A 25,010-nucleotide genomic window follows, 5' to 3' on the forward strand; every position below is an offset into this window, starting at 1 on the left:
AATATTAAAAATCTAATGATAGTCCTAACAATGCTTTTCCTGGTGTTGGATAATAACCTCTATCTACACCGATATCATTATTTCCAAAGTTTCCAATCTCTGGATCAAGACCTTTATAATTAGTAAAAGTGAAATAATCATCTAAAGACACATAAACTCTTAAATTGTTAAGATGTAATTTATCTGTTAAAGATTTAGGAACTCTATATCCTAGTTGAATTTGTTTAATTCTTAAATACGATCCATCTTCAACCACTAAATCTGTATCATATGCTGTATTAGCGTATTGCGCAGCTGGAAAAGATGCATTATCTCCTGCTTGAGTCCACCTGTTATTGTAAAAATGTATTGGTTTGTTCGTTATAGGTCTTGATGGCTGATGATATGTAGCCATAATATCATTTCCTATTGTTCCTTGAAACTGTACGTTAAAATCGAAATTCTTGTATCCTAAACTAACATTACCTCCGTACAATACATCTGGATGCGGTGAACCAATCATTGTTTTATCAGCATTATTTACTGAACCATCACCATTAGTATCTACTAAATTAATTTGCCCAGTTGTTGGATCAATACCATTAGTTTTATACCCATAGAAATACCATACCGGTAATCCTTTTGTAAATCGAGTAACGCCATCACTATTTTGCGGCGCACTTGCTCCAACTATTGAAGTTCCTTCTGGCACAAATAATACTTCTGTTACTTCATTATTTAAAGTAGATAAATTAAGATTTACATCGTATCTAAAACCACTTTCTGATTCATCACCATAACCTAACTCAAATTCAAAACCTTTATTTTCAATTGTTCCTGCATTAAACGGACTAAAAACAAATCCTGCTGAACCTGGTGTTATTAAACTTCCATCATTTACAATTAAATCTTTTGTTGTTTTAACATAATAGTCAACTGAGAAGTTCATTCTATTATTAAAAGCTTTTAAATCTACCCCTAAATCTAATTGTTCTGATGTTTCCCATACTAAGTTTTCATTAGCAAAACTTGTAATTTGCGAACCTAAAGAACCTAAATAATTAATTGGATTTCCTCCATGTAATTGAGTAATAAAAGTTCTATCTGTATTACCTGGTAAATTACCCCAGCTACCATTTTGCCCCCAACTTGCTCTTACTTTTAAATAATCAATTTTTGAATCTTCATTCCAGAAATTCTCTTTAGAAACTACCCATCCACTTGATACAGCTGGAAAAAATGCTGTTTTATTTTTTGTAGGAAACTTATCTGATCTATCACTTCTAAACGACGCTTCTAATAAATACTTACCTGAGTAATCATATGACAATCTACCAAAAGCTGAAACTAAATTATTTCTGTATACTGGTACAAAAGGACTTACTCCTTGAGTATCCACTAACTTTGTAGTAGTCCTAGTGTCCTCTGCTGAATAACCTACTAAAGCTGTAAAACTATGCTCTTCGATTTCTTTAGTATAAGTTGCAAAGTTTTCCCATAACCATCTGTTACTTTCAACATCAGCCGTTGACCTAGTTAAAGTTGTATTTTGAGCTTCTGAAGAAACATAATAAGGATAATTAGTATTTACAGTACTCCATGTATTTTGCTCTAATCCTAGTCTAGTTGTAAAAGTTAAACCTTCTAAAATCTTAAACTTAAAATAGGTAGTATTTAAAAATTGAGTTGCATCTGTAACATTACTATTCATCACATTAGAATACGCCACAGGATTTACAACCTCTCCTGTAGAAAAACTTGGATATCCATATACATTACCATTAGCATCTAGTAATAATGGTACTCCATTATTTGTAGCATTGTCAATTACTGTTTGAGGCACTTGCCCATTAGGATATGTAACAGGAGTTAAAGGATCAATTATTAACATATTTTGTATAACCCCTCTAGTATCACTGTTCTCTGTAATACCATTTTTATCAGTTATAGAATACGTAGCATTTAATCCAACTTCCAACCAGTTTGTTAATTCTCCTTTAAGATTCAATCTAAAGGTCGTTCTTTTAAAAGATGAATTATCTTTTCCTACAATACCTTTTTGATTCAAATTAGATGCAGAAAAATAATACGATCCTTTCTCTCCTGCCCCAGATAAACTCACATCATTCCTATACATTGGAGCTGTAACAAATGTTTCATCAATCCAATTAGTATCATAACCATTATTTACTACACCTGTTTGACCTGCTTCATTCATATAAGTAACAAATTGAGAAGCATTCATTAACTTCATATCTGTTCTTACACTTTGAGAAACAAATTGAGAATTAACACTAACTTTCAACCCTCCTTTTTTTCCTGTTTTTGTTGTAACAATTACAACACCATTTGCACCTTCAGTCCCATAAATAGCAGAAGAAGCAGCATCCTTTAAAACTTCAATATTTTCAATATCACTTGGAGGTAAATTATCTAAATTAGCCACCTTCATTCCATCGACGATAAATAATGGATCAGAATTACCATTAGAACCAGCACCTCTAATTCTTATCTTTGCTCCAGAACCTGGAGAACCTGATGAAGCTACAACTGTAACCCCTGAGGTTCTACCTTGTAAAACTTGCTCTACTCTTTGACTAGAAACACTTTTTATCTCTTTACTATCTATACTAGAGATAGCACCAGTAACTAAACTTTTCTTTTTTGCTCCATAACCAACAATTACAACTTCATCTAAATTGTTAGAATCCTCTTCTAATAAAACATTTATAATCTTTCTTCCATTTACATTTACCTCCTTTGTTTTATACCCAACAAAACTAAAAACAAGGATTGCATCTGGCTTTACATTATTTATTGTATAAGACCCATCCATTTCAGTTACTGCACCTATAGTTGTACCTTTTACTACAATATTTACTCCTACTACCTCTCCTAAATTATCTGTCACAACCCCTTTAACGGTTTGTGAATACCCGTAAACACTTAGAAGAAAAGCAGATAAAAGTATTAACTTTCTAAAAAAACTGTTTTTCATAATTAATAATTAAATTATATTTTTCTGTTATATCACTAATAATCTCATTCGTTTTTTAAAGACTTCGTAAATAATTAAAGATTACTCAAATTAGTCTACAGTTTACGAAAAGGATTTAGATGATACAAAACTATACCTTAAAAAAGCTTCTTAATAATATATTTTTGTCATTTAGTAATATATTTTTTATATTATTGAACCATAAAACCATAAAAAAAATGCAAAACAACATTCACAGAGAGATCACTCAACTATCTCCTTCAGACAGCTTTTTAGTATATTATAGAATAAAAGACGAATTTGACTTCCCTTTACATTTTCATCCTGAATATGAAATAAATCTAATCCACAAAGGAGCTGGAGTTAGAAGAATCATAGGAGATCATATTGAAAAAATTTCCGATTACGAACTAGTACTTGTTGGACCTAATCTTCCACATTGCTGGGAACTTCACGAGTGCACCAATAAAGAAATACATGAAGTAACCGTTCATATCCATAATGATTTACTAGACGAAAAACTACTTTCTAGAAGAGTTTTCAAATCCATAAGAGATATGTTTAATAGATCTATTCATGGAATTCTTTTTTCTGAAAAAACAACAAAAGAAGTTATGCCCAGGCTAAAAAACCTCCCAAAAACCTCTGGAATTGACTACTTTATAGAATTCATCTCTATACTACACGACCTTTCCACCTCTAGAAACCAAAAGCTCTTATCCACAACCTTTTCTAATATTGAAAACTTCGAAAACAGCGATAGAATTAAAAAGATATACGAATACATACAAGAGAATTATCATAAGAAAATTACTCTTGACGAGATATCTAAACTCATCAATATGAGCCCAGTATCATTTAATAGATTCATAAAAAAACGCACAGGAAAAACATTCATTGCATACCTAAACAGCACCCGCGTAAGCGCAGCCACACGACTCTTACTAGAAACCGATTTAAGCATTAGTGAAATCGCTTTTAAATGTGGTTTTAACAACATTGCTAACTTTAACAGAATCTTCAAAAAAGTAAAAAACTGCACCCCTAGCGAGTTCAAAACTGAGTTCAAAGGAATACAAAAAGTACTATAATACTATTTTGTCATTTAAAAACACATAAAAAACAATAAGTTTAAAAAAATACCACCTTTTGATTATTTATGTATACTTTTCAAACACTCTTTCTTTTAATTTTGCATACTATAAACATTAGTTCAAAACATAATTCCACAAGTTAAAAACATGAAAAAAATTATTATTCCAATAGTAATCGTAAGCTCGTTAATCATTCTTGTTGGATGTTATTCAAAAAATGAACAACACAAGAAAGGTGATATAATGATGAACACAGAAATTGAAAAGAAAATTGATTCCCTCTTAGAAAAAATGACCGTTGAAGAAAAGGTAGGGCAAATGAATCAATATAATGGTTTTTGGGATCTTACTGGACCTGCTCCAAAAGAAGGAAGTGCTGAAACCAAATACCAACATCTTAAAAATGGGTGGATTGGTTCAATGCTGAATGTAAGAGGTGTAAAAAATGTAAGAGCTGTACAAAAAATTGCCGTAGAAGAAACTCGATTAGGTATTCCTTTAATTATAGGTTTTGATGTAATTCATGGGTACAAAACACTGAGTCCAATACCTTTAGCAGAGGCTGCTAGCTGGGATTTAGAAGCTATAAAAAAGTCTGCAAGTGTTGCAGCAAAAGAAGCCTCTGCCGCTGGAATTAACTGGACTTTTGGGCCAATGGTAGATATATCAAGAGATCCTAGATGGGGACGTGTAATGGAAGGAGCTGGTGAAGATCCTTTTTTAGGAAGTAAGGTAGCTGTCGCTAGAGTTCAAGGTTTTCAAGGTACTAACCTAAAATCACCACACACCATTGTTGCTTGTGCTAAACATTTTGCTGCTTACGGTTTTTCTGAAGCGGGTAAAGAGTATAATACTGTTGACATTGGTACTTCTACTCTCCATAATGTTGTACTACCTCCTTTTAAAGCTGCAGTTAATGCAGGTGTTAGGACTTTAATGAATTCTTTTAACGAACTTAACGGTGTACCTGTTACGGGAAGTAGTTACTTACAAAGAGACATTTTAAAAAACGGATGGGGCTTTAATGGATTTGTTGTATCAGACTGGGCATCTATTAATGAAATGATTAATTGGGGGCATGCCAAAAATAAAAAAGAAGCAGCTGAAATAGCTGTTATTGCTGGTTCTGACATGGATATGGAAGGCTATGTTTATGTAAAAGAATTAGCTCAATTAGTTAAAGATGGTAAAGTAGATGAATCCTTAATTAATGATGCAGCTAGAAGAATTTTACGAGTAAAATTTGAATTAGGTTTATTCGATGATCCATACAAATACTGTAACGAAGAAAACGAAAAAAACTCTTTATACAATCCTAAACATCAAGAAGCTGTTTTAGATGTAGCAAAAAAATCTATCGTATTACTAAAAAACGAAAACGATTTATTGCCTCTTAAAAAGAGTGGTCAAAAAATCGCGCTTATAGGATCATTAGCAAACGACAAAAACAGTCCTTTAGGTAGCTGGCGTATTGCTTCTGATGACAACACTTCTATATCTGTTCTTGAAGGAATGCAACAATACAAAGACAACACTTTGAACTACAGCAAAGGAGTTGATTTAATTACTGAAAAGACTTCTTTTACCAGCGAAGTAAAAATAAATTACACGGATAAAAGTGAGTTTAAACATGCTGTAGCAACTGCACAAAAATCGGATGTAGTAGTTATGGTACTTGGAGAACATGGTTTTCAAAGTGGTGAAGGAAGAAGTAGAAGCGACATAGATTTACCTGGACTTCAACAAGAATTATTAGAAGAAATATATAAAGTAAATAAAAACATCGTACTTGTATTAAACAACGGTAGACCTTTAGCTATTGAATGGGCTTCTGAAAACATCCCTTCAATTGTAGAAGCTTGGCAACTAGGTTCACAAGCTGGGAATGCTATTGCTCAAGTTTTATATGGTGATTATAACCCTAGTGGAAAGCTTCCGATGACTTTTCCAAGAAACGTTGGTCAAATTCCTATTTACTATAATTATAAAAATACAGGAAGACCAATAGACAAAGACAATAACGTATTTTGGTCTCACTACATTGATGTTGAAAACACCCCGCTATACCCTTTTGGTCACGGCCTAAGCTACACTACCTTCAACTATTCAAACTTTAGAATTAGTAAAAAATCAATATCGATAAACGATTCTATTAAAGTATCTGTAAATGTTACCAACACTGGTAAATACGACGGTAAAGAAGTTGTTCAACTATACATTCGTGATATGGTTGGTAGCAACACACGACCTGTAAGAGAGTTAAAAGGATTTGAATTAATTGAATTAAAAATTGGAGAAACTAAAACTGTAGAATTTACTCTCGACAAAAATACTCTTGGATTTTATAATAATGATGGGGAATTCATTACTGAACCTGGAGATTTTAAAGTTTTTATTGGTGGCAGCTCCACCACAACATTAGAAGGACAGTTTGAATTAATTCCTTAACAATAAAAAGGCCCGTAAGTTACTTACGGGCCTTTTTATTTTATATCTCTATAAATTAACTTATTGCGCTAATTACATCGTATTTAGTAATAATATGGTGCTTACCATTTTCTAAATCAACTAATACTGCTTGATTCTCTTTAGAAATTAACTTAGAAACCTCATCAATAGAAGCATTTAATTTAACTTCTGCATACTTAGCCCCCATAACATCCTTAATTGGCTTATCTGCTATATTTTTATCTTCTAAGTAGCTACGTAATAATGTTGACTCATCTACCGAACCTACAAATCCATTGGCATCTCTTACAGGAATTTGTGAAATTTTAAAATCACGCATTCTTTCAATTGCATGAGAAACTAATTCTTCAGTTTGTACAGTCACTAATGGCTTATCAATATGCGACTTGATTAAATCTTCAGCAGTAGTAACTTCTTCTTCTAAGAATCCTCTATCACGCATCCAATCATCGTTAAACATTTTTCCTACATATCTACTTCCGTGATCGTGGAATAATACAACAACTACATCGTCTTTTTTAAACTCATCTTTTAATTGTAACAATCCTTTAATTGCTGATCCTGCTGAGTTTCCTACAAAGATACCTTCTTCCTTAGCTATTTTTCTTGTATAAACAGCAGCATCCTTATCTGTTACTTTAGTAAACCCGTCAATTAAAGAGAAATCTACATTCTTAGGTAAAATATCTTCTCCAATTCCTTCTGTGATATATGGATATATTTCGTTCTCATCAAAAATACCAGTTTCATGATACTTCTTAAATACAGAACCATATGTATCTACTCCCCAAATTTTAATGTTTGGATTCTTTTCTTTTAAATATTTAGCTGTTCCAGAAATAGTACCTCCTGTTCCTACTCCAACTACAAAATGTGTTATTTTACCTTCTGTTTGCTCCCAAATTTCAGGTCCAGTTTGTTCGTAATGCGCTTTTGCATTTGATGGGTTATCATACTGGTTTACATACCAAGAGTTTGGTGTTGATTCTCCTAATCTTTTTGATACTGAATAATAAGAACGTGGATCATCTGGCTCTACATTTGTTGGACAAACAACTACCTCTGCTCCTACAGCTCTTAAAATATCCATCTTTTCCTTAGACTGCTTGTCAGAAATTACAAAAATACATTTGTATCCCTTTATAATTGCTGCTAAAGCTAATCCCATTCCTGTATTTCCTGAAGTACCTTCAATAATAGTTCCTCCTGGCTTTAATCGACCATCTGCTTCTGCATCTTCAATCATTTTTAACGCCATTCTATCCTTTACTGAATTCCCTGGATTGAATGTTTCAACCTTAGCCAATACTAAAGCATCTACTTCTTTTGTTACTGAATTTAACTGAACTAAAGGTGTATTCCCAATAGTCTCTAATATATTTTTTGCGTATTTCATCTTCTAAAATTATGCTGCAAATTTATGCAAATCGAATGGATTTTGAAGGGTGTATTTTGGTTACTATATATGACGGAACTATTAACATGAAAAAACATAGGATAAGTGTCCCTATATTTAACAATAAGATAACCCAAAAACTAATTTCAACTGGCACTGAAGACACGTGATAGGTTTCAGGATCTAATGTTATAGGCTTGAAATATTTCTGAATAAATAATAAAGTAACACCAATAATATTCCCCCAGAAAAGCCCTTTCAATATTAAATAAAAAGCATTGTATAAAAAGATTTTCCTTATACTCCAATTAACACTTCCTAATGCTTTAAGAATACCAATCATTTTAACACGTTCTAATATCAGCACTAATAAAGCTGTTATCATATTTATTCCTGCAATTAAAATCATGATTGCAATAATAAATCGAACATTATTATCAAAAAGTTTAATCCAATCAAAGATTAATGGATTACTTTCTACAATGGTACTACTATTTAAAGTCGCTCCTACGTTTGAATAAACTTCATCTCCTTTTTCTGCTAGCATATCAAAATCATCAATTACAACTTCAAAACCTCCTATTTGATTATCGCTCCAACTATTAATTCTTTGTACCTCTCTAATATCTCCAATCAATATAGATTTATCAAACTGCTCTAGTCCTGTATTATAAATCCCTACAATAACAGGTTTACGTCTTTTATGTTTTAATTTACTTTTTTCAGAACTAAACAATGTTTCAATAGTATCATTCAATTTAAAATTTAAGCGATTCGCAATCGATTCTGATATTAATATCTCTTTATTTCTTCTTTGATTAAAGTTAGGCAGTCTTCCTTCTTTTAAATATTCTTTAAAAAAAGAAAAATCATAATCAGACGATACTCCTTTAAATATAATCCCTTCAAAATCGGTTGGGGTTCTAATAATCCCTCCTACATTCGCAAAAACTTGTACGTTTTTAATTCCATCAATGTTTTTAAACTCAGGATAAAAATCTTGGTTCTTATCAATTGGAACTGTAGATAAATCAGAGTTATTATTATCGTAATTTACAATTTGAATGTGCCCTTTAAAGCCAGACATTTTATCTCTAATCTTCTTTTGAAAACCCGATGCTATCGATACTGATATTAACATAATAGCAATACCCAACGCAATAGCAATTGTAGCTATTTTAATTATTGGTGATGATATACTACTTTTATGCTCTTTACCAGCAATAATTCGTTTAGCTATAAATAATTCGAAATTCAAAAGTTGTTATTTTTTTAAGTAAATCCAAAAGTAATTAATTCTTCTTTAAATAATATTATTTATCATGATTAAAGCTTCATTTTCTGACAAAGAATTAGTTACTGATATTTTATACAGTGCTTTTGTCAACATCAAAAAAGACAATTCTATAAGCTTTGTTGTAAAACAAGATTCCAAAAAAAATAAACGTCTTCGTTTTTTAATGGAATATCTATTTTTAACTTCTTTTGAATTTGGTGAAGTCTTTATTTCTGACAATAAAAAGGCGTGCCTACTTATCAACTATCCACATTTAAAAAAAACAACCTTAAAAAACTCTTATTGGAAACTTCTTTTAATTATTAAAACCATTGGATTTTTTAATGTGTTTAAAGTACTAAAAAGAGAGCGTGAATTAAACAAATACCATATAAAAACACCACATATTCATCCAATTATTATGGGTGTGCTTAACGAGCATCAACACAAGGGCATTGGTGTTCGACTCATTAAGGAAGTGCTTTTGCATTTTAAAAACAATCAACTTCCTTGTATTATAGAAACTACTACCAAAGAGAATTTAAAGCTGTATAAAAAATTTGGCTTTAAAATTGTAAGAGAAACTCATAGTTTAAATTATCCACTATTTTTCTTACGAAAAGATTTTTAAACTGTAACTTTATCTTTTAAAAACATACATTTAAATGAAGAGAACTTTTAACCACCTTTTATGTTTAATTTTTATCAGCTTTCAACTAAACTCTTGTGCTCAACAACAGAAATCAAAAACTAAAAAAGCTATAAAAGAAACAGAAACTTTACAAGTAAGAACTGGTGCTGATAGAATTAATTTATACTTACCAAAACTAAAGGGTAAAAACGTTGCTATTGTAGCCAATCAAACATCTGTTTTAGAAGTTTTACAAAGAGCCGAAGTAGCTCCAAACGTAATGGGTTCAAAGTTAGTTCAATTTCATTTAGTTGATTATTTAAATGATTACAATGGAATTAACGTTCAAAAAGTTTTTGCTCCTGAACATGGTTTCCGTGGAAAAGCAGATGCTGGTGAAACTGTTGTAGATGGTATTGACACTAAAACAAAGTTACCTATTATATCGTTATACGGAAAAAACAAAAAACCTTCTGCTGAACAGTTAAAAGGTATTGATGTTGTCGTTTTTGATATTCAAGATGTAGGTGCTCGTTTTTACACTTATATTTCTTCTTTACATTATGTTATGGAAGCCTGTGCTGAAGCTAACATTCCAGTTATTGTTTTAGATAGACCTAACCCTAACGGATATTATATTGATGGTCCTGTATTAGAATCTGAACATAAAAGCTTTGTAGGGATGCATCCTGTTCCTGTAGTTTACGGAATGACTATTGGTGAATACGGACAAATGATTAACGGTGAAAAGTGGTTAAAAGAAGGAATCCAATGTGATTTAACTGTAATTCCGTTAGAAAACTATACACACGATTACAAATACAGCTTACCAATTAAACCTTCTCCTAATTTACCTAATGATACATCTATAAACTTATATCCTAGTTTATGTTTTTTTGAGGGAACAAAGGTTTCTGCTGGAAGAGGAACGGATAAGCAGTTTCAAATTTATGGTTCTCCATTTATAACTAATGCTAAATTTAGTTTTACTCCCCTACCAAACGAAGGTGCTAAATACCCTAAGTTTAAAAGTGAACTATGTTATGGTGAAGATTTAAGAAAAACTCCTTACTTAGCTGAATTAAATCTTTCTTGGTTATTAAACGCTTATACAAACTCTCCTAAAAAAGACTTTTTCAATGCTTTTTTTACCAAACTAGCAGGAACTAAGAAATTACAACAACAAATTGAACAAGGTATCTCTGAAAAAGAGATTAAAAACTCTTGGAAAAAAGATTTAGAAAATTTTAAAAAAGTTAGAAGTAATTATTTACTTTATAAATAACTCTCAATACTTAATTATAAAAATGCATAGCGCATATACATAGGTTTCATGTATATGCGCTATATTTTTTAACTATATTTGTTTGAAAAAATTGCATGGAGTTTATTCCTATTATACTTTGTACACCTAAATAAGTTTAATTTAATCAGTAATGAAAAGTATAGGCCCAGATAACTAAAAGTCTATCTTTAAAGAAATTGTCAACCAATATGAAAAGAAATTCCGTAAACACCCAAAAACGAAATCAATACTCTATCTTATTCCCTATTTTGACAATTCTTTCAATTGGAGCTATTATTGTTTTTGCAAATAATTACGAACCTAATTGGAGTTATAATTGGAGTGGAATTAGAGTAAAAATAAAAGACTCTATACTAAAATCAGAATTACGAGGAATTACAAGTGGTGTTGGCGGAATGGGAGTTTCTACAAAAAATGAAGTAGATAGAAGAAAATGGATCATGAAACACGCAACAAAATCTGAGCTTCAAAAATTGATTAAATACCCTAATGGGACTGTCAAAGCAATTGCATATGAAGGCCTATTAAGAAAAAAAGATTTTGTCAATAAAACTGAATTAGTTTTGAAAGCAATCCAAGATACAACATATCTTTTAGACTTTCAATCTGGCTGTGTTGGATGGGATAGAGAAATTGGAAGGTATCTAGTTCAAGATGTTTTAATGATGGACGATCAAATTCCTAAATTACCTCCTAGTATGCGCACAAATTTTGGGTTATCAAAAACTGATAAAGAAAAAATATTATCCGAATATAAAAAGCTTCCAAAAGAAGAATATTAAAAACACTATACTTTATAACATCTCTCTAAAAATACACTCCATATATAAACCATTCATTAAAAACATCTGTGAATAAATTAACCAATTATACAACTGAAAAGATATTTACTAGACTTTTAACAAATAAGTCTAAGAAAAACTATTGGAATTATGTGGGTGAATTACGAAAGCGAAAAACTGACGAAATTTTTAAAAGAAGTGTTTTATTAAGCAAATCTAACTTTGCTAAAGAAAGAATAATAGGAATAGATATACTATCTCAATTTGGTTTTCCAAGACTTTATAAAAAAGAAATAATAACATTATTCTTTGATTTATTAAAACACGAAACTAATAAAAATGTTATAAGTTCAATATTATATGGTGTTGGACACAACAATGAAAAATTAACAAATAAACAAGTTGAACTGCTTTGTTCTTTTCAAAACCATAAAAGTGTATCCGTAAAACGTAGCTTAATTTTTTCTCTTCTTTCGGTTGAAAAAGATAATGCTATAGATACTTTAATAAAACTATCAAATGATAAAGATTCTGACATAAGGGATTGGTCTACTTTTGGAATCGGAAGTCAAATTGAAACAGATAACGAGAAAATAAGAACTGCTTTATGGAATAGAATTTCAGATAAAGACGAAGAAACAAAATATGAGGCTATTACTGGTTTAGCTCAAAGAAAAGATGAACGAATAAAAGAAGTTTTAAAAAAAGAACTTGAAAACATTGACGGAAATTGTTCTCTTATTTTAGATTCTATTGAGTTACTCAATGCTAAAGAGTTTATTCCATTGCTAGAAAAGAAAGTTATTGAAAATAAAAAATCAAAAAAAGTAAATGAAGATTGGCTATTAGATACCATAAACACGCTGAACGAAAAATAAAACCTACATACAAACATGGAATTTCACGAATGTAACTTGAATATAAGGTACGATTTACCAAAAGCAATCTTAGATAAAGTTCCTTTGATTTATGAAAAAATGGAAGGCTGGAATGGATTTGGAGAAAACGGAACACCATATTGGTTTAGTTATAACGAAAATGAGAAATCAATATTTGCCACAGAAGAACCTAGTGGTCTGCATTTTGAAGCTACAATGGAGCTTGAAGAATGGCTAGAATGGAAATCTAAAATTAAAATAATTGCCACAAATGTTTTAGGTTTCAAAGTTGGAGAAATAGAAGAAGATGAAGTTGGAAACGAAATTGAATGGTTATAAAATAAGCTAATTATTCACCAATTGAAAACTCTATATTTAAACAAATTAGTAAACATATAAAACAACAAAATGGGTTTAGATTCAGTTGAATTAGTAATGACTATAGAAGATAAATTCGGGATATCAATCCCTAATGTTGAATGTGAACAAATTGTAACAGTTCAACAAATGGCTGATTCTGTATTTAAAAAAATTAAATTTAAACCTAATAAAAAGTGTTTATCACAAATAGTTTTTTATAAAATCAGAAGAGCTTTGGAACAATTTGAAAATAAAAAAGAAGATATTACTCCAAATACTAAAATATCAGACTTATTAAACAAAACGGATTTAAAAAATGATTGGATTCTATTAGAGAATGAGATTGGATTAAAAATACCTGATTTGGTAGATTTAGACTTAGATAAAACGTTAAATAAAGAAGTTAAATTTTTAGGTTTCAAAATTTTTGACCGAACCGAACCAGTAGCAGAAAATACATTACGAAAATTTACCGATTGGATAATCTCTATGAATTACGAACAATTAATATCAATTGAAAATATTTCTAGTAAGTATGAAATTGAACGAATCATTTGTGGAATTGTTGAAGATAGAATTGGTATCCCTATAAGTGAAATTGAATTACACCATTCTTTCACAAATGATTTAGGAATTGATTAAAACAAAAAAATAAAATGACATCAACAGAATTAAAAAAACTTTGGATGAATAATAGCCCAGAAAACTAGGTAGAATTTCCAATTTACCAAATAGAAATATCAACAAAAGTAATTTTGAATTAACTCATAGTCACAAATGAAAAGAGGATTTATTATATTATTATTTTCAGTATTTAGCTTTTTAGACTGTAATAGTCAAAACAATTATGATGAATTAATTGCAAAAGCATATAAATATGAACAAAAAGAGAATTATAAAAAATCGATTGAATTATTAACTAAAATAATTAGTGTAGCCCCAGAGCATTCCAATGCATTATTTAACCGAGCTAATAACTATTCAAAAACTAAACAATATAAGAAAGCAATTTCTGATTTAAATTTAGTCATCAAATTAAATCCAAAAGACGACGAAGCATATTATAACATGAGCTTAAGTTACAACAGACTTAATAACTATAAAAAAGCTATTGAATTAATAAATAAAGCTATCGAGTTAAATCCAAATGCCGACGATTACATCAAATCAAGAGGTGGTGTTTATTGGACTATTAAACAATTCGAAAAAGCATTGATTGATTTCAATAAAATAATTGCCTTAAAACCAAATAACCCTGAATACTATGCTCTTCGTGCTTTTACATTAGAAGAACTAAATAATTACGAAAAGGCAATCATAGATTATGATAAAGCTATCGAATTGGATGAAACCGATTATAGAATGTTTTATGATAGAGGTAATGCATTTTTACAATTAGGATTTCTTAGAAGAGCTTGTTTGGATTGGAAAACCGCAATTAAAAAAGGGGATAGAAGAAAAGAAGAATTAATTGAAAAAATAAATAAAAACTGTAGTAACCCATAGAAATAAATTTACTTCGGTTAGTGTCTAAATTGTTAAAATTTAAACATCTGTAGTAATGTATATAAAACATTATGTAAAAAAATCATTAGATTACCTTTTAATTGAATTCATCTCAACAAAAAAGAACTATCTCGCATACATAAACTCATAACAATAATGTTAATGAAGCAAGTATTAATTATAATATTAATTTTTGGTAGTCTAAATTTATTTGGACAAAAATCAGATATTGAAAATTTAATTAATCAAATCGTTAAAGATGAAGTTCCCGAAAATTTTAAATATTTTTTTTTAGTTTCTAAAAGTATTGAACAACAAAAAATACACGAAATACGGCTAAATCATGAAATAAGAAAATTGAAATTAGCTAATAAAAACTTTCCTAACGATTTTATTTATACACAAGCTGAAAAAGATACTATTAATTGGGAAGATTATAATTTAAATAAAGTAAAATATGTTTCTTCTAAGAAGAATTATATTCGTTATTTATCCCCTCCACAAACTAAAAAAATAAGGTTTGTTAAATACAGAATTGACCAAAAGAAATTTGACAGTTTAATTAACAACAAAGAACCATATACATTAATTGTAAAAAAGAAATGGTTATGGAATAAAAAAAGAATTTGGCATAACAAAAAGTTCTATGATAATTTTGTTAAAAGTTGGAATATGGACGATAAAAATAACCCTGAAGAAACTGTTTATTTCCATTTTTCAAAACCTATGTTCTCAAATAATAAAAAATATGCATTAATTTCTATAATTAAAATGAGACGATGTGATGGGATTAAATTTACATCATTATACAAAAACAATAATGGAGTTTGGAAAAAAATTAAAGAATTTAAACTAGCTAACTTTAATACTTTTACAACACATATTGAATGTAAAGATATTAAAAGGGTTAATTATGAATAAAAACTACTCCTCACTAACCATAAACTTCCATAATAACATTGCTAAAACACTTCCTAATACAGGTGCTATAATATATATCCATAGTGAATGAATATTTCTAGAAAGTACTGCTGGTGCTAAACTACGAGCTGGATTAAAAGAACCTCCTGAAATTGGACCTGCAATTAAAATAATTCCAGTTACAAAAACACCTATAACTATTCCTGCTAAACAACTGTACTCTTTTTGACTCGTTACCCCCAGAATTGTTAGCATCAAAAAGAATGTTAATACAGTTTCTAGCACAAATGAAGAGATTATACCTCCACTAGGTAAAGTTTCGCCTAAAGTTTGTGTTTCTGGAAAGGCTAAGCATAATAAAACACTTGCTAAAAAAGCACCAAGTACTTGAGCAATCACATAATGTATTACCTCTCTTTTAGACATTAACTTACCAACTGCTAAAGCAATGGTAACCGCTGGATTGATATGCGCTCCTGAAAAGGCTCCAAAGACATAAATAATTCCCATTATAACAATTCCAAAAGCTGCTGAGATTCCTAACAACCCTAAGCTTCCTTCTGATAAAGAATTTACAATTACAGCACCTGTACCGCAAAAAACCAATGCAAATGTCCCAATAAACTCAGCTATATATTTTCTCATAATTACTTACCTATATTCAATAAAAAAAGGATAGCCATGGCTACCCCCTCTCTTTCACCTTTTCTTCTTTTAAATTGCGTTTGCTCCTGCTTCTGCTACTATATGATCATTTTCTACTGAGCTACCACTTACTCCAATAGCACCAATAATAGTTCCGTCTGCATTCTTTACAGGTACACCTCCTGGAAATGTAATCAATCCGTTGTTAGAGTTCTCTATATTAAATAAAGGTGCTCCTGGTTGTGATAACTCTCCAATTAGTCCTGTATTCATATCAAAAAAACGCGATGTTTTTGCTTTTTTAATTGAGATATCTAATGAACCTAACCATGCTCCGTCCATACGAGAAAAAGCTACTAGATTTGCTCCTGCATCTACTACAGCTATGTTCATTTTAGTATGTATTGCTTCAGACTTTTCTTTTGCTGCTACAATTATTTTTTCTGCTTGTTCTAATGTAATATTCATCTTCTTATTTATTAATATTTCCGATGCAAAATTACAGTAACTTCAAAGCTTAATAGTTACAAGATAGGTTCATCTTGTTATGAAAAAAGGTCAAATTAAATTTCTGATGGATTGATTCCAAACTGATTTTTAAAAGCTGCACTAAAGTTTGATAGATTATTATATCCTAAATCTAAGTATACATCTGAAGGACTCTTGTTTCCTTTTTCTAAAAGCTCTTTAGCTTTATTCAATCGTTTATTTCTAAACCATTTTCCTGGAGATTCCTTATACTCTTTTATAAAGTGTCTTTTAAAAGTTGAAAGACTCATATTACATAAGAAAGCTATTTCGTCTAAGGTAAGTGATGTATAAAGGTTTTTCTCAATAGTCTTTTTTAAAGGTGAAGTTTCTTTAGATATTAGCGAAAACAAATAATCTTCAAACGATTTGCCATACTTGGTAATTAAGTACACCAATAACTCATCAAACTTAATAGCTAATAAACTTTCTACTAACTCTGACTTTGTGTTCTTAATGGTATTCAGTGAGTTTAAATAAGATTCTATATAATCGTCATTTTCTATTACATAGCATGAATTAACTTGTATATCTTTTTCTGTACTACGACCATGTTTTTGAAAAAACTCTTTTAGTTTTTCTTCCGAAAAGAATAACAGTTTACAATAATAAGTTTCTTCTGAATCTAATAACTCGCTCCAAAGGCAATTCCCTTTCTTTATTAAAATTGACTGTGAATTATCTACTAAAAAAGCGTCTTCAGCAAAATGAACCTGCTTTTTCCCCTTCTGTAAAAAACTAAACATATGCATGTTCAGATTTACTTTGGTTTTAATAGCATCCTCATTCATCTTGAGGTCATATACAAAAAGCTCAGGAAGTTTTATACTTTCTATATAAGATTCAGGTATGTTGTCTATAGGTATTTTACTCACTAAGCTATTTCTTAAACTGTTAATTTAAGAAACCTTGCTCTTGCATCCAAGAGTCAGAATAAATTTTGTCCATGTATCTTATTCCGTGGTCTGGTAAGATTACCACCACTACACTATGCTCATCGAACATATCTTTATCGGCATACTGCTGCACTGCTTGCATTACTGCTCCAGAAGTGTATCCGCAAAATAACCCTTCAGTTTTTACCAACTCTCTCGATTTCAAAGCAGCTTCTTTATCAGCTACTTTTTCATAGATATCTACAACGTCGAAATCTGTTGATGAAGGAATTAAGTTTTTCCCTAAACCTTCTATTTTATAAGGAGAGATTTCGTTTGAATCAAACTCACGAGTTTCATGATATTTTTTAATTACCGATCCAATAGCGTCTACTCCTAAAATTTGAACATTAGAATTTTGTTCTTTTAAGTAACGTCCAGTTCCAGAAATAGTTCCTCCTGTTCCACTTGCTACCACAACATGAGTTACTTTACCTTCGGTTTGTTCCCAAATTTCAGGACCTGTAGTATGGTAATGCGCTTCTATATTTAACTCATTAAAATATTGATTGATGTAAATTGAATTTGGAGTTTCTTTATGAATTCTTTTAGCTGTTTCATAATACGAACGAGGATCGTCTGCAGCTACATTTGCTGGACATACATGAACCTCAGCTCCCATTGTTTTTAAAACATCAATTTTGTTTTGAGATGATTTATCGCTTACTGCCAAAATACATTTATAACCTTTTACCATAGCTATCATTGCTAAGCTAAAACCTGTATTTCCTGAGGTAGTTTCTACAATAGTATCTCCTGGTTTCAGAATACCTTTTTTCTCTGCATTTTCAACAATATGCAAAGCTATTCTATCTTTTGCCGATTGCCCTGGATTGAATGCCTCAACTTTCGCGTAAAAATTACCCGGTAAGCCTTTTGTAATTCTATGTAGTTTAATTAAAGGGGTTTGTCCTACTAATGCTAGTATATTATCGGCTATTTGTTGATTTCTATCCATTATATTTAATAAAAAAACGTCATTACGAGGGTGAATAACGAAGTAATCTTTTTTATTGAGATTGCTAATCTTCGTTGCTCTCGCAATGACGCTTACACTCAATCGAGCGCAAAAATATAACTATTTTTCTAACTTATCTTCTAACATTAAAAAGAATGTATATTCTTCAGCTGTTTCTTTTAATGCATCAAACCTACCTGAAGCACCTCCATGTCCTGCATCCATGTTTGTATGTAAGAATAACATGTTATCATCAGTTTTTAAATCTCTAAGCTTTGCTATCCATTTTGCAGGCTCCCAGTACTGTACTTGACTATCGTGTAAACCTGTAGTAATTAACATATTTGGATAGGCTTTTGCCTCTACCTGATCATATGGAGAATACGATTTAATGTAATCGTAGTATTCTTTATCGTTAGGATTCCCCCATTCGTCATACTCACCAGTAGTTAATGGAATACTATCATCCAACATGGTTGAAATTACATCTACAAATGGTACCGCAGATATGATTCCATTATACAATTCTGGATTCATATTGATAACTGCTCCCATTAGCAATCCTCCTGCTGATCCTCCCATTGCATACAAATGCTCTGGTGATGTATATCCATTATCTATTAAATATTTAGAACAATCAATAAAATCGGTAAATGTATTTTTCTTATTCAACATTTTACCATCTTCATACCACTCTCTTCCTAAATACTGACTTCCTCTAATATGTGCTAATGCATACACAAAACCTCTGTCTAATAAACTTAAACGCGTTGTTGAGAATCCATCTGAAATAGTATATCCATACGAACCATATGCATATTGTAATACTGGTGTATTTTTGTCAATCTTAGTGTCTTTATGATGTACAATTGATAAAGCTACTTTTTTACCATCTCTAGCTGGCACCCAAATACGCTTACTTACATAATTTGTTTTATCAAACTTTCCACCTAATACTTCCTGCTCTTTTTTGATTTCTTTTGATTTATCTTTCATATTGAAATCAATTACCGAACTTGGAGTTGTCATAGAATTGTACGAATAACGGATGATATCTGTATCAAACTCTGGATTTGAATATACTCCTGCTGAATAAGTTTCTTCATCAAAAGGTAAGTAATAATCTTCCGATCCATCCCAACGCTTAATTCTAATTTTGTTTAATCCGTTGTTTCTTTCTTCTAAAACTAAATAGTCTTTAAAAATTGAAAAGTCCTCGAATAATGTATCTTCTCTATGAGGAATAACATCTACCCAATTCTCTTTAGTAGTTTTATCTTCTGGAGTTTTCATTAACTTAAAGTTAGTTGCTCCATCTTTATTTGTTTTGATATAGAAATGATCGCCATAATGTGCAATATCATATTCTAAATCACGCTCACGTGGTTGAACAACTCTAAAATTTCCATCAGGATTATCAGCTTCTAATACTTGGTACTCTGTTGAAACCGTGTTATACGAACCGATTACTAAGTATTTTTTCGATTTTGTTTTCGTTACAAAAGTTCCAAATGTTTCGTCTTTTTCTTCAAAAACCAATACATCTTCAGATGAATCTGTTCCTAAAACGTGCTTATATATTTGTGAACTTCGCAAAGTTTTTGGATCTTTCTTTGTGTAGAAAATTGTTTTATTATCATTTGCCCAAACTGATCCTCCTGTAGTATTTTCAATCTTATCTGGATAAATTTCACCAGTTTCTAAGTTTTTAATCTTAATAAAATACTGACGACGACTTACAGTATCGGTTGCAAAAGTTGTTAATTTATTATCAGGTGATATACTTAAACCTCCTAATTGGAAATAATCATGACCTTCTGCTTCATCATTAACATTAAACATTACTTCTTCCTCAGCCTCTAAACTACTTTTCTTACGACTATAAATTGGGTATTGCTGTCCCTTTTCATAACGAGTAATATAGAAATACCCACTCTTCTTGTAAGGTACTGATTCATCATCTTCTTTAATACGACCTTTCATTTCCTGAAATAACTTCTCTTGAAACTCTTTCGTCTCTTTTGTTACTTCATCGTAATATGCATTTTCAGCATTTAAATAATCGTATACTTTTTGGGTTTGTTCGTCTTTAACTTCGGCATTTTTTTGCTCGTCGGTTAAACGCATCCAAAAGTAATTATCTGTACGCACATCTCCGTGTTTCTCTAAGGTAGTTGGCTGCTTATCAGCAACTGGAGCTTTGATATCTTTCTTCATTTCTTGTTTTTTGCAGGACGCAAAAATAAGGCTAAATGCGATAGCGGGGAACATAATTTTTTTCATTTTTATTTAAATTAAACAATTTCCTTGTGAAAATACTATTTTTGCTTGTATATAAATAATAAAAACGACGATTAATGTTTGGAGATATTTCTGGTATGATGGGCAAAATTAAAGAAGCTCAGCAAAAAGTTGAAGAGACTAAAAAACGTTTAAACACTGTTTTAATTGACGAATCTGCTGCCAGTGGTGCTATAAAAGTTACAGTTACTGCCAATAGAGAAGTAAAAGCAATCACAATAGATGAGTCTTTATTAGAAGACAAAGAAGAATTAGAAGACTATTTAATTTTGACTTTAAATAAGGCTTTAAAAAGAGCTGGAGATATTAATGAACAGGAATTAGCTATTGCTGCCAAAGCTGGTATGCCTAATATTCCTGGAATGGATATGTTTAAATAACAGCTAAGATGTTTGTACAGCTTGAAGATTATATGTTGCCTTGCTTAAACAAAAAACTCTTCGGAATTGATTGCTTAGGTTGTGGTATTCAACGTGCTTTAGCTTTAATTTTAAAAGGTGAATTTATTGAAGCTTTTAAAATGTATCCTGGAATATATACACTACTTCTTTTAGCTTTTGTTATTATTCTTAACTTCTTTTATAAAGTTAAACACGCTCAAAAAATAATCAGTATTTTAGCTGTAATTAACGTACTTATTATTGTAATAAGTTATGTTATAAAAATGAATCAATTAATCTAAAATCATATAAAAACTATGGAAAAAATGAAATTACCTAATTCTACAACGGCATTAGTTTTAGGAATTTGCTCTATTGTAACCTGCTGCTGCTATGGAGTTATTGGACTACCTCTAGGTATTGTTGCTTTAATTTTAGGAAATAAAGCTATTAAACTTCATAATCAAAATCCAGATGAGTACGAAGGTGTAAAAAATGCCAATGCTGGGAAAATATTAGGTATTGTTGGTATTATACTTAATGTTGTATTTATTGCTTACATCATATGGATTATTTCTCTTATTGGATGGGATGCTTTAAGTGATCCAGACTTAATGATGGAAAGAATGAATGAATTACAAAATAGATAAAAGAAAGCGATCCAATTGGGTCGCTTTTTTTATACAACTATTTCAATAAAAACTTCATAAAGTAAGGATTCCTAATTATATTTGTAGTCTCAAGATTTCTTTATGTTTTAAGAAGGAAGAAATTAATTGATTTTTAATAATAAGTATAATGCAAAGCAATTTATATATAAAGTCAAATAACATAGTTATTGATAACTTAGATGCAATTCATTTTAGTCAATCTAACAAAACAATTATTGAACAATTTTTAAAAGAATTTAAACATAGAAAAGCGCTACAAGAATTTAATTTACCAGTGGATAATAAAATCCTGCTTTATGGCCATACTGGATGTGGCAAAACTATGACAGCAAAGGCTATAGCTGGTGTTCTTAAAAAGCCAATAGTAATTCTAAATTTAGGTGGTATTGTTTCTTCTAAACTAGGAGAAACTGCTAAAAATATTCAAACCTTATTTGACAAGTCTATTAGACAAAACGCAATACTGTTTATTGATGAATTTGATGCAATCGCAAAAATGCGCGACTATGATCAAAAAGACTCTGGAGAAATGAAAAGATTAGTGAATACTATTATTCAACTTATAGATTATTTACCCGACAACGTTATTTTAATTACTGCTACCAACTATAAAGAAATAATAGATACCGCAATCCTAAGGAGGTTTCAAATACAGCTAGAGTTTAAACTTCCAACAAACAGTTTATTGGATGTATATTATACAAGCTTATTATCTCAATACCCTGAAAAATATAGAGACATTCAAAGAATCTATAATGTTTCTTATGCGGAAGCAAAAAACACTGTTTTTAAAGAGTTAAAACGACAAATAATTTTAGAAGAAGAACTAAAATTAAGTATTTAATAATTATTGAACGATACAAAAAAAGGAAGTTCAAAAACATTGATTTATGAGTACAACTATCGTAGATAATTTACGCATCATACAAAATCGAATAAATAATGCTTGTAATACTTCAGGAAGGTCTACAAAAGAAGTTCGTCTTTTATTAGCAACTAAAACTGTCAGTCCTGAAAAAATTAGTATTGCTATGCAAGAAGGTGTTACTTTAATGGGAGAAAATAAAGCTCAAGAGTTTAAAGAAAAATGCAATGCTGTTGCTGAATGGAATCCTGAAATTCATTTTATTGGTCATTTACAATCCAATAAAATAAAAGAAGTATTAAAATGGTGTACTTGTATTCAGTCCATTGACAGACTTTCTCTTGCTGAAAAACTTCAGCAAAGACTCTCTTTTGAAAATAAAGAAATAGATGTATACATTCAAGTAAATACATCTAATGAAGAAAGTAAGTTTGGTGTGAGTCCTGAAAATGCAATTGAATTAATTAAACAAGTTTCGAAACTTAAAAACATTCATATAAAAGGCTTAATGACCATTGGTTTATTAAGTTCTGAGTCAAACGAAGTACGAAAGTGTTTTAAACTATTAAAAGCTATTCAAGAAGAAGTTATTCAATTAAATATTCCTAATGTATCTATGGATGAATTATCAATGGGTATGAGTAATGATTTAGAAATAGCTATTGAAGAAGGTGCTACTATTGTTAGAGTGGGAACTGCCATATTTGGAGAAAGAATTTACCCAGATAGTTTTTATTGGAACGAACAAAATTAAAACACACTTAACCTTAAACACATAGAACTTATTTAAAGCATAACTTAAATCATACCTTTTGCCTTAAATTCTAAGTATTTGTTTATTACATTAACCGACAATTGGGCTGGTTTTGTTAAAATTGCATGCACTCTATTTTTTTCTAGTTCTTTAACTATCAACCTTTTTTCATAGGCATATTTTTCGGCTATTGTTTTGTGATATATGCTTTGTAAATCTTCTGAATTTTCTGTGATTAACTTATCCAACTCTGTATTTTCAAAAAACACTGTAACTAATAAATGTTTTTTAGCAATCATTTTCAAATAAGGTAACTGTCTTTTTAAAGCTGAAATATGCTCAAAATTTGTATATAAAATCAATAAACTTCGTTGATTTATTTTTCGCTTTATAGTAGCATATAATAAAGCAAAATTAGCATCTGAAAAATCGGTTGTGATTTTATATAATTCTTCATTTATTACCGATAAATTCGTTTTCTTATTACTTGCTGCTATTATTTTTTCTACATTTTTAGAAAACGTAAGCATCCCTGCTTTATCATTCTTTAATAATGCTATATTTGAAAAAGCCAATGTTGAATTAATTGCATAATCTAACAACTTCAATCCTTCAAAAGGCATTTTCATAACACGTCCTACATCAATAATAGAATATATGGGTTGAGATTTTTCATCTTGGTATTGATTCACCATCAACTCTCCCCTTTTTGCTGTAGCCTTCCAATTTATAGTTCTGACATCGTCACCAGGAATGTAGTTTTTAATTTGCTCAAACTCCATGGTATGTCCAATACGCCTAATTTTCTTCATTCCAAACTCTGTCAAATTATTATGCATTGCTAAGAATTCATACTTCTTCATTTGAACATAAGAGGGATATACTTTTACATCTTTATCATTTGTAAAAACATATCTTCTTGAAAAAATCTGCAATAATGTTGAAACAAATACATGCAAATTTCCAAACTTATACTCTCCTCTTTCTACTGGACGAACATTATAGGAAAACGTTTTTTTATCAGCTACTTGAAGTGATGTTTGATAGTCAAAATCTCTTTTTTGAAATTGTTCTGGCAATTCATCGATAACTGAAACAAAAACCTGAAATGGGTATCTATTTTCTAACGTAATGGCTATTTCATTTTCATCTGAATTAGACAATTTATCAGAAACTATACGTTGAGCTGAAAAGCCTTTTTTAAATCGATATAAAACTATTAAATCAATACACATGGTTATTAAAAACAACCAAACAAGCATCCACGTAAGTGAATACAATACGGGTAACCAGAACGACAATAAAAATAATCCTGATATAATGCTTATGTATATAAAAAAGCGATTATGTATGTATATAGATTTAAAAAACTGAATC

The 25,010-nt window shown here is 30.3% G+C and carries 24 protein-coding genes; 15 read left to right on the forward strand and 9 right to left on the reverse strand.

All coding sequences use genetic code 11. The annotated features are described in order from the left end of the window. Positions 1-4: 4 nt before the first annotated feature. On the reverse strand, positions 5-2,977 hold the full coding sequence (locus ACOQN8_RS17155) for a SusC/RagA family TonB-linked outer membrane protein (RefSeq protein WP_420553624.1): 2,973 nt from the start codon (positions 2,975-2,977) through the stop codon (positions 5-7). A gap of 218 nt (positions 2,978-3,195) precedes the next feature. Between ACOQN8_RS17155 and ACOQN8_RS17160 the strand changes: the two genes are divergently transcribed. After that, a complete protein-coding gene (locus tag ACOQN8_RS17160; protein ID WP_420553625.1) occupies positions 3,196-4,068 on the forward strand; it encodes an AraC family transcriptional regulator in 873 nt (290 codons plus the stop codon). Between the two features lie 150 nt (positions 4,069-4,218). Next, the gene (gene bglX, locus ACOQN8_RS17165) at positions 4,219-6,519 is read left to right on the forward strand and encodes a beta-glucosidase BglX (RefSeq protein WP_420553626.1); all 2,301 of its coding nucleotides are present in this window, start codon (positions 4,219-4,221) and stop codon (positions 6,517-6,519) included. Between the two features lie 55 nt (positions 6,520-6,574). Here bglX and ACOQN8_RS17170 read toward each other — a convergent pair whose 3' ends face one another. After that, positions 6,575-7,936, reverse strand: a complete 1,362-nt coding sequence (locus tag ACOQN8_RS17170; RefSeq protein WP_420553627.1) for a pyridoxal-phosphate dependent enzyme — start codon at positions 7,934-7,936, stop codon at positions 6,575-6,577. Between the two features lie 22 nt (positions 7,937-7,958). Further along, positions 7,959-9,194, reverse strand: coding sequence for an ABC transporter permease (locus ACOQN8_RS17175; protein WP_299122790.1), 1,236 nt, complete (start codon positions 9,192-9,194; stop codon positions 7,959-7,961). Between the two features lie 64 nt (positions 9,195-9,258). Here ACOQN8_RS17175 and ACOQN8_RS17180 point away from each other — a divergent pair, with 64 nt between their 5' ends. The 8 genes from ACOQN8_RS17180 (at position 9,259) to ACOQN8_RS17215 (ending at position 15,596) form a co-directional block, all read left to right on the forward strand. Continuing rightward, positions 9,259-9,843 (forward strand): GNAT family N-acetyltransferase, encoded by a 585-nt coding sequence (locus ACOQN8_RS17180; protein ID WP_420553628.1) that lies wholly within the window; start codon positions 9,259-9,261, stop codon positions 9,841-9,843. A gap of 34 nt (positions 9,844-9,877) precedes the next feature. Further along, the gene (locus ACOQN8_RS17185; RefSeq protein WP_420553629.1) at positions 9,878-11,128 is read left to right on the forward strand and encodes an exo-beta-N-acetylmuramidase NamZ family protein; all 1,251 of its coding nucleotides are present in this window, start codon (positions 9,878-9,880) and stop codon (positions 11,126-11,128) included. Positions 11,129-11,337: 209 nt separating this feature from the next. Further along, entirely contained in the window at positions 11,338-11,931 is a 594-nt protein-coding gene (locus tag ACOQN8_RS17190; protein ID WP_420553630.1) for a hypothetical protein, read from the forward strand. A 68-nt stretch (positions 11,932-11,999) separates the two neighbouring features. Next, positions 12,000-12,809: a hypothetical protein gene (locus ACOQN8_RS17195; protein ID WP_420553631.1), complete on the forward strand. Its 810-nt coding sequence runs from the start codon at positions 12,000-12,002 to the stop codon at positions 12,807-12,809. Positions 12,810-12,824: 15 nt separating this feature from the next. Further along, entirely contained in the window at positions 12,825-13,148 is a 324-nt protein-coding gene (locus ACOQN8_RS17200) for a hypothetical protein (RefSeq protein ID WP_420553632.1), read from the forward strand. 69 nt (positions 13,149-13,217) lie between these two features. Beyond that, positions 13,218-13,811: a phosphopantetheine-binding protein gene (locus tag ACOQN8_RS17205; RefSeq protein WP_420553633.1), complete on the forward strand. Its 594-nt coding sequence runs from the start codon at positions 13,218-13,220 to the stop codon at positions 13,809-13,811. Between the two features lie 135 nt (positions 13,812-13,946). Continuing rightward, positions 13,947-14,675 carry a tetratricopeptide repeat protein gene (locus ACOQN8_RS17210; protein ID WP_420553634.1) on the forward strand — a complete coding sequence of 243 codons (729 nt, stop codon included), beginning with the start codon at positions 13,947-13,949 and terminating at the stop codon, positions 14,673-14,675. 162 nt (positions 14,676-14,837) lie between these two features. Continuing rightward, positions 14,838-15,596, forward strand: a complete 759-nt coding sequence (locus ACOQN8_RS17215) for a hypothetical protein (RefSeq protein ID WP_420553635.1) — start codon at positions 14,838-14,840, stop codon at positions 15,594-15,596. A 3-nt stretch (positions 15,597-15,599) separates the two neighbouring features. On the opposite strand, the gene ACOQN8_RS17220 is transcribed toward ACOQN8_RS17215, so the two are convergent. From ACOQN8_RS17220 to ACOQN8_RS17240, 5 genes are all read right to left on the reverse strand, one after another. Further along, positions 15,600-16,241, reverse strand: a complete 642-nt coding sequence (locus ACOQN8_RS17220; RefSeq protein ID WP_420553636.1) for an MIP/aquaporin family protein — start codon at positions 16,239-16,241, stop codon at positions 15,600-15,602. Positions 16,242-16,310: 69 nt separating this feature from the next. Continuing rightward, positions 16,311-16,709, reverse strand: a complete 399-nt coding sequence (locus ACOQN8_RS17225) for a GlcG/HbpS family heme-binding protein (protein WP_420553637.1) — start codon at positions 16,707-16,709, stop codon at positions 16,311-16,313. A 95-nt stretch (positions 16,710-16,804) separates the two neighbouring features. After that, positions 16,805-17,644: a helix-turn-helix domain-containing protein gene (locus ACOQN8_RS17230; RefSeq protein ID WP_420553638.1), complete on the reverse strand. Its 840-nt coding sequence runs from the start codon at positions 17,642-17,644 to the stop codon at positions 16,805-16,807. Between the two features lie 19 nt (positions 17,645-17,663). Beyond that, positions 17,664-18,662 (reverse strand): cysteate synthase, encoded by a 999-nt coding sequence (gene capA / locus ACOQN8_RS17235; RefSeq protein WP_420553639.1) that lies wholly within the window; start codon positions 18,660-18,662, stop codon positions 17,664-17,666. Between the two features lie 120 nt (positions 18,663-18,782). Further along, on the reverse strand, positions 18,783-20,879 hold the full coding sequence (locus tag ACOQN8_RS17240) for a S9 family peptidase (RefSeq protein WP_420553640.1): 2,097 nt from the start codon (positions 20,877-20,879) through the stop codon (positions 18,783-18,785). Between the two features lie 140 nt (positions 20,880-21,019). On the opposite strand from ACOQN8_RS17240, the gene ACOQN8_RS17245 reads away from it, so the two are divergent. The 5 genes from ACOQN8_RS17245 to ACOQN8_RS17265 all read left to right on the forward strand — a co-directional run bounded on the left by ACOQN8_RS17245 (position 21,020) and on the right by ACOQN8_RS17265 (position 23,633). Continuing rightward, positions 21,020-21,343, forward strand: coding sequence for a YbaB/EbfC family nucleoid-associated protein (locus ACOQN8_RS17245; RefSeq protein WP_150901181.1), 324 nt, complete (start codon positions 21,020-21,022; stop codon positions 21,341-21,343). A gap of 8 nt (positions 21,344-21,351) precedes the next feature. After that, positions 21,352-21,645 carry a DUF2752 domain-containing protein gene (locus ACOQN8_RS17250; protein WP_272149467.1) on the forward strand — a complete coding sequence of 98 codons (294 nt, stop codon included), beginning with the start codon at positions 21,352-21,354 and terminating at the stop codon, positions 21,643-21,645. 15 nt (positions 21,646-21,660) lie between these two features. Continuing rightward, complete coding sequence (locus tag ACOQN8_RS17255; protein WP_420553641.1) at positions 21,661-21,993, forward strand: CCC motif membrane protein; 333 nt, start codon at positions 21,661-21,663, stop codon at positions 21,991-21,993. A gap of 148 nt (positions 21,994-22,141) precedes the next feature. Beyond that, entirely contained in the window at positions 22,142-22,858 is a 717-nt protein-coding gene (locus tag ACOQN8_RS17260; protein WP_420553642.1) for an AAA family ATPase, read from the forward strand. Between the two features lie 46 nt (positions 22,859-22,904). Continuing rightward, complete coding sequence (locus ACOQN8_RS17265) at positions 22,905-23,633, forward strand: YggS family pyridoxal phosphate-dependent enzyme (RefSeq protein ID WP_420553643.1); 729 nt, start codon at positions 22,905-22,907, stop codon at positions 23,631-23,633. Positions 23,634-23,677: 44 nt separating this feature from the next. Here ACOQN8_RS17265 and ACOQN8_RS17270 read toward each other — a convergent pair whose 3' ends face one another. Next, positions 23,678-25,009 (reverse strand): DUF58 domain-containing protein, encoded by a 1,332-nt coding sequence (locus ACOQN8_RS17270; RefSeq protein ID WP_420553783.1) that lies wholly within the window; start codon positions 25,007-25,009, stop codon positions 23,678-23,680. Position 25,010: the final 1 nt, after the last annotated feature.

It is taken from the genome of Tenacibaculum aiptasiae, from assembly GCF_965221665.1.
Lineage (GTDB): Bacteria > Bacteroidota > Bacteroidia > Flavobacteriales > Flavobacteriaceae > Polaribacter > Polaribacter aiptasiae.